General features: G+C 70.2%; 7 protein-coding genes. 4 read left to right on the forward strand and 3 right to left on the reverse strand.

Annotated elements, in window-relative coordinates; genetic code table 11:
• Positions 1-701, reverse strand: a 701-nt coding sequence (locus tag VGD44_RS04080) for an MBL fold metallo-hydrolase (RefSeq protein WP_331084141.1), incomplete at its 3' end; no start/stop codon positions are given.
• 110 nt (positions 702-811) lie between these two features.
• On the opposite strand from VGD44_RS04080, the gene VGD44_RS04085 reads away from it, so the two are divergent.
• Complete coding sequence (locus VGD44_RS04085) at positions 812-2,305, forward strand: serine hydrolase domain-containing protein (RefSeq protein WP_331084143.1); 1,494 nt, start codon at positions 812-814, stop codon at positions 2,303-2,305.
• Here VGD44_RS04085 and VGD44_RS04090 read toward each other — a convergent pair.
• Together VGD44_RS04090 and VGD44_RS04095 are read right to left on the reverse strand one after the other, a co-directional pair.
• Positions 2,302-3,351 carry a DUF2855 family protein gene (locus tag VGD44_RS04090; RefSeq protein ID WP_331084145.1) on the reverse strand — a complete coding sequence of 350 codons (1,050 nt, stop codon included), beginning with the start codon at positions 3,349-3,351 and terminating at the stop codon, positions 2,302-2,304. The two genes, VGD44_RS04085 and VGD44_RS04090, sit on opposite strands and share 4 nt — an antisense overlap.
• Positions 3,352-3,364: 13 nt before the next feature.
• On the reverse strand, positions 3,365-4,762 hold the full coding sequence (locus VGD44_RS04095) for a carotenoid oxygenase family protein (RefSeq protein ID WP_331084147.1): 1,398 nt from the start codon (positions 4,760-4,762) through the stop codon (positions 3,365-3,367).
• Between the two features lie 98 nt (positions 4,763-4,860).
• Between VGD44_RS04095 and VGD44_RS04100 the strand changes: the two genes are divergently transcribed.
• The 3 genes from VGD44_RS04100 to VGD44_RS04110 all read left to right on the forward strand — a co-directional run.
• Positions 4,861-5,463: a TetR/AcrR family transcriptional regulator gene (locus VGD44_RS04100; protein ID WP_331084149.1), complete on the forward strand. Its 603-nt coding sequence runs from the start codon at positions 4,861-4,863 to the stop codon at positions 5,461-5,463.
• Between the two features lie 57 nt (positions 5,464-5,520).
• Positions 5,521-6,672 carry an epoxide hydrolase family protein gene (locus tag VGD44_RS04105; protein ID WP_331084150.1) on the forward strand — a complete coding sequence of 384 codons (1,152 nt, stop codon included), beginning with the start codon at positions 5,521-5,523 and terminating at the stop codon, positions 6,670-6,672.
• Positions 6,673-6,813: 141 nt separating this feature from the next.
• A partial coding sequence (locus tag VGD44_RS04110) for a beta-eliminating lyase-related protein (protein WP_331084151.1) occupies positions 6,814-7,374 on the forward strand: 561 nt, incomplete at its 3' end.

Here is a 7,374-nt window from a genome sequence, read left to right on the forward strand (position 1 = left end):
TTGGGCGGGACCAGGGTCTGCGTCCCCTGCCCTACCGCCATGCCGATGCCGGCGTTGACGTGGCCGGCCGGGCCCTTGGGCAGGAACGTGCCGAACTGGAAGCCGGCGCGGCGCGACATGGCGGCGCCGGCGATGACGTTCTCGCTGACGGCGTGCTCCAGGAAGCCCTCCGGCGCGATCACCTGCACCTTGCCGCCGTCGACGTCGGCTTGCTCGACCAGCCCGCGCGCGCCGCCGAAGTGGTCGACGTGGCTGTGGGTGTAGATCAGCGCCACCACCGGCCGCGCGCCCAGCTTCTGGTTGGCCAGCTCCAGCGCGGCCTTGCCCACCTCGGCCGAAGTCAGCGGGTCGACGACGATCCAGCCCGACTTGCCGGCGATGAAGGTCGCGTTGGAGACGTCGAAGCCGCGGACCTGCCAGACGCCCTTGGCCACCTCGAACAGGCCGTGTTTCGCCAGGAGTTGCGACTGGCGCCATAGACTCGGGTTCACGCTGGCGGGCACCGCGCCCTTGAGGAAGTCGTAGGCGGCGAGGTCCCAGACCACCCGGCCGTCCTCGGCGGTGATCTTCGGGTTGGCGCGCGTGCCCAGGAAGCCCCGCTCGGCAAAGGCGAAGTCCTGGCGGTCGGCGAAGTCGGGGCCGGCGGCTGCCGGCGTGGCCAAGGCTGCGGCGAGGAGGGCCGCAACGAGCGTGGTCTTCATGGCGTCTGTTTCCCCGCGTATCCGAACTTGGCAAATCTGCGCCCGCGCAGCTTGATTGGCTCCGGCGGTTTGAATCGCAACGGCAGTTACATTTCGGGAGCAGAGGCAGAATGCGGACCTGGATTTCGTGGATGGTCGCCACCGCCGCCATCCTCGCCCTTGCCGGGCCCGCCGCGGCCCAGACCGCCGAACAGAAGGCCGCCTTCGTCGCCATCGATCCGTTGTTCGAGACCTTCATGCGCGACCGCCACGCGCCGGGCGTGGTCTATGGCGTGGTGGTGGACGGCAAGCTGGCCTACGTCCGCGCCCTGGGCATCCAGGACACGAAGACCAACGCCCCGGTGACCCGGGACACGGTGTTCCGCATCGCCTCGATGTCGAAGAACTTCACCGCGCTCGCGGCCTTGAAGCTGCGCGACGAGGGCAAGCTGCGGTTCGACGCGCCCGCCGAGTCGGTGATCCCGGAACTCGCCAGCCTGAAATACCCCACCAGCGACAGCCCGAAGATCACGGTGCGCGACCTGCTGAGCCACTCGGCGGGCTTTGTCACCGACGACCCTTGGGGCGACCGGCAGCTGCCGATGAGCGAGGCCGACTTCACCCGCCTCACGGCGGCCGGAGTGCCGTTCTCGCGGGCGCCCGGCATGGCGTTCGAGTATTCGAACTACGGCTACGCCCTGGCCGGGCGGGCCGTGACCAACGCGGCCGGTCGCAACTACACCGACTACATCGGCGACGCCTTCCTCAAACCGCTGGGCATGACGTCCACCGGCTACGACCTGGCCGCGGTCCCTAAGGGGCGGCTAGCCGTCGGCTACCGCTGGGAGGACGGCCAGTGGACCGAGGAGCCGGCGCTGGGGCCGGGCGCCTTCGGGGCCATGGGCGGGCTGATGACCACGGCCAACGACTACGCCCGCTACATCGCCTGGGAGCTCGCGGCCTGGCCGCCGCGCGACGGCCCCGAGGACGGGATCCTGAAGCGCGCCAGCATCCGCGAGATCATGCGGCCGCAGACCTTCGCCGTCGCCCAGCGGCGGACCGAAGGCGTCGAGTGCGACCGCGCCGCGAGCTACGGCATGGGCACGATCCCGTACAACGACTGCGTGCTGGGCCCGCACTTCGGCCACTCGGGCGGCCTGCCCGGCTACGGCTCGAATGTCCTGATGCTGCCTACCCGCGGCGTCGGTGTCTTCGCCTTCTCGAACCTGACCTACGGGCCGGTCTCCAGCGTCGTGCGCGAGGCGACGGTCAGCCTCGTGAAGTCGGGCGCCTTCCCCGTCCGGCAGCTGCCGCCCTCCCCGCGCCTCGAGGCCGCGGCGAAGGCGGTCGAGAAGATCTACGCGGCGGGCGACGTACTGGCCGTCCGCGAGGCCCTGGCCATGAACCTGCTGCTCGACCGCGACGCCGCCCGCCGCAACGCCGAGATCGCCGCGCTGAAGAAGCAGCTCGGCGCGTGCCGCGCAGCCGAGCCGATCCAGGCCGACAGCGCGATGACGACGGTCCTGACGTTCCCCTGCGAGCGCGGCGCATTGCACGCCGGCGTGCTGCTGGCGCCGACGACGCCGATGTCGATGCAGCGACTGGAGTTCCGCGCGCAGCCCTAGCGCGGCCGGACGATGTGGCCCGCGTCGGGGCTCACCTTGCCCGCGACCACGTCGGCGTAGAGCGCCTTCAGCGCGTCGGGCCCGGCGTGCTGCTTCAAGGTCATCCACGGGTTGCCGGCGATGAACTCGGCCAGCGCCGCGCGGAAACGGGCGTCGACCTCGGCCATGCCCCAGTCCTGCGCCCGCTGGCGGATGCGGTCGGGGGCGAAGAAGAACACCGGCGTCACACCGGGAACCTGCGGCCGCGGCGCGGTCATGACGTCCCAGTGAGTGATGCCAACGCCCAGGCTGACGACCAGCGCCTCGCCGAGCGCGGCGTGCACGTCGCGGGTGACTTCGCCGCGGCCGGCGAAGTCCACGTAGCCCACCGGCCCCGCCGCCTTCAGGCTGGGCGCGTCCGCATAGGCCACCACCTCATCGTAGAGGCCCGTGCTGGTCAGCAGCTCGACGTGCGCCGGCGAGGTTAAGCCGATGATCCGCACGCCGCGACGCCGGGCGAGCCATGCCAGCCCCATCGCCGTCTTCGACGAGGCGCTGGAGAGCACCAGCGACTTGAGGTCAGTCTCCGCCAGCTGGTCGTCCAGCAGGAAGCTGGTCATGAACAGCGGCCGCAGCAACGAGCGCCAGTCGTCGTCCGCCGCGGGTTCCGCGGCCTGGTAGGCGTTGTAGGTGGGCGGCAGTTCGGCGCGGTGGGCTGAGACCTCCACGTAGCCTGTCGGCCGCTTCTGGAGCCTGGCTACCGTGTGGCTCGACATCGGCCAGTAGCCGAACAGACGCAGGCCCTCGGGCGCGTCGGCCGTGTTCGAGCGCAGCACGCGGGCGAAGCCCCAGACCGGGATCCGCCCCAGCCCCTCGGGCGCCGGGAAGAACCTCCAGTAGCCGATCTGGTCGCCCACGGCGCCGTAGGTGACGTTGTTGGCGGTCAGCGCAAAGCTCTCCACCTCCAACAACGCCTCGCCCTCGGCGAGCGGGACCTGCGGATCCATATCGGCGAAGGCGGTCTTGGTAAGGTCGCCCCGGTCGACGAGCAGGTCCCAGCCACGCATTTCGAAGGTTCTCCTAGTCGATCGACGCCCAGTTGCCGTGGAAGCCGAACGGCACCCTACGCGGCATCTCGGCGGTCGCAATCGGGCCCTTGGCGATATCCTGCGCCTCGAAGACCAGCATGTCCGAACGGTCCTCGCCGGCCCGATAGACCACGGCCGTGACCCAGCCGTCGCCCTCGGGCGCGTCCGCCGAGCGGGGCACGAACACCGGCTCCGACGTGAGGTCGCCGCCCGTCAGCTCGTAGACCTGGCGCTTGCCGGTGGCGAAATCGAGATGGGCGATGCCGCACTGCTTGATCGTGCCGCTGGCGGTGGGATCGCAGGCGTACCAGCCGTGGCGGTGCTTGCGCGTCTCGGCGCGCGGATCGACGCGGGGGAACTCGCCGTCCAGGTCGTCGAGGGGCGTCTCCTTGATGGCGTCGGAGTTCGACGCGAGGTCGAACGTCCAGCGCACCAGTCGCGCGGCGGCCCGGTCGCCCGGCCGCCCGTCGGCCCAGGGGAACAGCGGCGCCACGTCGTAGCGCATGACGTCGCAGTGGATGAGGTCGCCCTCCTCCCACGAGTTCAGCGGATGGAAGACGTAGCAGGCCTCGGCGTTGAACCAGCGGATCGTGGAGACGTCGGCGTCGCGGCGCATGACGCCCACGTAGCTGCCCTTCTCCGGCTCCCAGGCGAAGGGCGGCAAGCCCTTCATGGCGCGCTCGAGGCTGCCGGTCAGCGGCAGGATCGGGAACAGCGCGTGGTTCTCGGTGACCATGAAGTCGTGGACCATGCACGAATAGGGCGCCTGGAAGTCCTGCCGGCGGACCAGCGAGCCGTTGGCGGCGGTGATCCCGTAGCTCATGCCGGCCGACAGCGGCATCTCGCCCACCGCGTAGGCGAACCAGAGCATCTCGCCGGTCACCGGATCGATCTTGGGGTGCGCGGTGACCTTCCCCTGGAACTCCCGGTCGTAGCCCTTGGACTCGAGCGTCCGGACGTCCATCAGGAACGGATGGTGCGCCTCCTCAAGCGCCAGCAGCTTGCCGGCGTGCCAGACGATGTTGGTGTTGGCCACGCCGCCTTCGTTGCCCAGCGCGATCGGATCGGTGGTCATCGGGTTGCCCATGGAGCCGAACAGGGCGCGGCCGTGCTCGTGCTCCAGCTCCCACTTGGGCGTGCGGACGTAGCGGTTGCGGTACCGCACCTTGCCGTCGGCCACGTAAAAGCCGTGGACCATGCCGTCGCCGCTGAACCAGTGGTGGTTGGCCGGATCGCGCGGCTCGAACTGCGGGTTCGGGCCGGTGCGGAACAGGGCGCCACGGAGGCCCGCCGGGATCTCGCCCTTCACGGCGAGATCGAAGTCGTCCTCCGAGCGAATCGGGGCGAAGTTGCCCGCCAGATACGGGTTGATGCGCACGTCGCCGTCCATCGCCATTCCTCCGTAACGTCCCACTTGTGTAACTTACGTTGTAAATTTATGGTCCAGGCCGTACCCCTTGGCAAGGGTTTTATTTTCGAGCGAGTCGAATGCCGCGCGTCCTGACCGAGACCGATGTCGCCGACTTCCGCGAACGCCTCTGCGCCGCCGCCGAGCGCCTGTTCGCCGAGCGCGGGCCGGACGCGGTGACCATGCGCCAGCTGGCCGCCGAACTGGGCGTCTCGCCGATGACCCCGTACCGCTATTTCCAGGACAAGGATGACATCCTGGCGGCCGTCCGCACCAACGGCTTCAACCAGTTCGCCGAGGCGTTGGAGGCCGCGCGCGCCGGAGCCAAGAGCGCCCGGGCCAAGGCGGCGGCGGTGGGCGACGCCTACGTCCGCTTCGCCTTCGAGCATCCGCATACCTACAAGCTGATGTTCGACCTGAACCAGCCGGTGGGCGAGAGCGGCTATCCCGAGCTGGAGGCCGCCGGCCGGCGGGCCCACGCCACCATGAGCGCCTGGGTGAAGGACCAGGTGCAGGCTGGCGAGATGGCCGGCGACCCCGAGCAGATCGGCGCGATGTTCTGGGCCGCCACCCACGGCGTCGTGGTGCTGGAGATGGCCGGCAAGCTGCCGCCCGGCGCCGCCCGCGCCCTGCACCACCAGCTCAGCGCCACCCTGGCGAAAGGGCTCAAGCCCGGCGCTTGAGGCGCTTGACGCCCCTGGGCGTAAACCTGCGAGCCTGCGTGCTCACGGGAGGCGCGCATGGCGGACATCAAACCCTTCGAAGTGACCTGGACCGAGGCCGAGGTAGGCCGCGTTCTGGACCAGGTGCGCGCTTATCCCTGGCCGCGGCAGCCGGCGGTTCCGGACGGCTGGGCCTATGGCTGCGACGGGGCCTGGCTCAAGAGCCTCTGCGAGCACTGGACCGACCGTTACGACTGGCGAGGTGCGGTGGCCGACCTCAACCGCTTCCCGCAGTTCACCGCCCGCGTCGAGGACTTCGACCTGCACTTCCTGCACGTGGTGGGCGAGGCCGGCGGCAGGCGGCCGCTGATCGTGACCCACGGCTGGCCCGGCTCGCACTACGAGTTCTGGCAGGCGATCGAGAAGCTGGCCTTCCCGTCGCGGCACGGCGGCAGCGCCGCCGACGCCTTCGACCTGGTGATCCCGTCCCTGCCCGGCTTCGGCTTCTCGTCGAAGCCCACGCGGCCGGTCGGCCAGCGGACCACGGCGCGGCTGTTCAACACCCTGATGACCGAGGTGCTGGGTTACTCGAGTTATCTCGCCCAGGGCGGCGACTGGGGCGCCATGGTCACCTCGTGGCTGGGCCGCGAGCATGGCGCGAGCGCGCGGGCCATCCACCTCAACATGCTGGGCTTCCGGCCGCACGGCGGGCCGCAGGGCGAGGCCGAGATCGGCTGGGCCCAGAAGCAGGCCGCGGCCATGGACATGATGGGCGCGTACTTCCGCCTGCAGGTCTCCAAGCCGCAGTCTCTGGCCTGGATGGCGGCGGGCAATCCGGTGGGCGAAGCCGCCTGGATTGCCGAGCGCTTCCACGACTGGTCCGACCTGCGCGAGAAGCCGATCGACGAGGTCTATCCGCGCGACCGGCTGCTCACCAACATCATGCTCTACGTGATGACGGACAGCTTCACGACCGGCGCCTGGTACTACCGAGGCCTCGTCGAGGAAGGCGGCCTGGCCTTCGCGCCCGGCGAGCGGGTGGAGACGCCGACCGCCTTCGCCAACTTCCCGGGCGAGCCCCTCTACTCGGCCCCGCCCCGCTCGTTCGCAGAGCGCGCCTACAACATCGTCCGGTGGACCGACATGCCCCGCGGCGGCCACTTCGCGGCGATGGAGGAGCCGGAGTTGTTCGTCGACGAAGTCCGCGCCTGGGCCCGCGAGCACGGCTGAGAGCGCCGCACGAGCAACTGTTTGAACCGCGGAAAGCGCGGAAGAGCGCGGAAGGCGAAACCCCCACCGCCTTCCTTCCGCGCCCTTCCGCGCTTTCCGCAGTTGATCAAAGCGGCGCTGTCGCGCCAAAAGCTTCGCCTCATGGCCCGCTACGATTTCGCCTCCGACAACACCGCCCCCGCCGCGCCGGAGGCCATGGAGGCGCTGGTCGCCGCCAATTCAGGCTTCACCTCCGGCTACGGGACCGATCCGGTGAGCGCCCGGGCGGCCGACCTGGTGCGCGAAATGCTGGACGCTGATGCGGAGGTCCGGTTCGTGGCGTCGGGCACGGCGGCCAACGCCGTTTCGCTGGCCGCGCTTTGCCGGCCGTTCGAGTCGGTGCTGGCGCACGAGCACGCCCACGTCTGCACCGACGAGACCGGCGCGCCGGGCCTGTTCGGCCACGGCCTGGGACTGACCCGGCTGCCCGGCGCTTCTGGCAAGATCGACCCCGCGCCGCTGGCCGAGGCGCTGGCCGCGCCCGACGTCTCTTACCGCCAGCCGGTGGCGGCCCTGTCGCTGACCAACGCCACCGAGTACGGCACGGTCTACACGGCCGCCGAGCTGAAGGCGTTGATCGAGCCCGTGAAGGCCAAGGGCTACGGCGTCCACCTGGACGGCGCGCGGCTTGCCAACGCCGCGGCCTCCGGCTTCGACCTGAAG

Origin of the sequence: Phenylobacterium sp. (assembly GCF_036402295.1) — a bacterium.
GTDB lineage: Bacteria > Pseudomonadota > Alphaproteobacteria > Caulobacterales > Caulobacteraceae > Phenylobacterium.

Excerpts from the sequence above, each read along its gene's own strand:
- VGD44_RS04100 (WP_331084149.1), top strand. The coding sequence starts at position 4,861 with ATGCCGCGCGTCCTGACCGAGACCGATGTCGCCGACTTCCGCGAACGC.
- VGD44_RS04085 (WP_331084143.1), top strand. The coding sequence starts at position 812 with ATGCGGACCTGGATTTCGTGGATGGTCGCCACCGCCGCCATCCTCGCC.
- VGD44_RS04090 (WP_331084145.1), bottom strand. The coding sequence starts at position 3,351 with ATGCGTGGCTGGGACCTGCTCGTCGACCGGGGCGACCTTACCAAGACC.
- VGD44_RS04105 (WP_331084150.1), top strand. The coding sequence starts at position 5,521 with ATGGCGGACATCAAACCCTTCGAAGTGACCTGGACCGAGGCCGAGGTA.
- VGD44_RS04095 (WP_331084147.1), bottom strand. The coding sequence starts at position 4,762 with ATGGACGGCGACGTGCGCATCAACCCGTATCTGGCGGGCAACTTCGCC.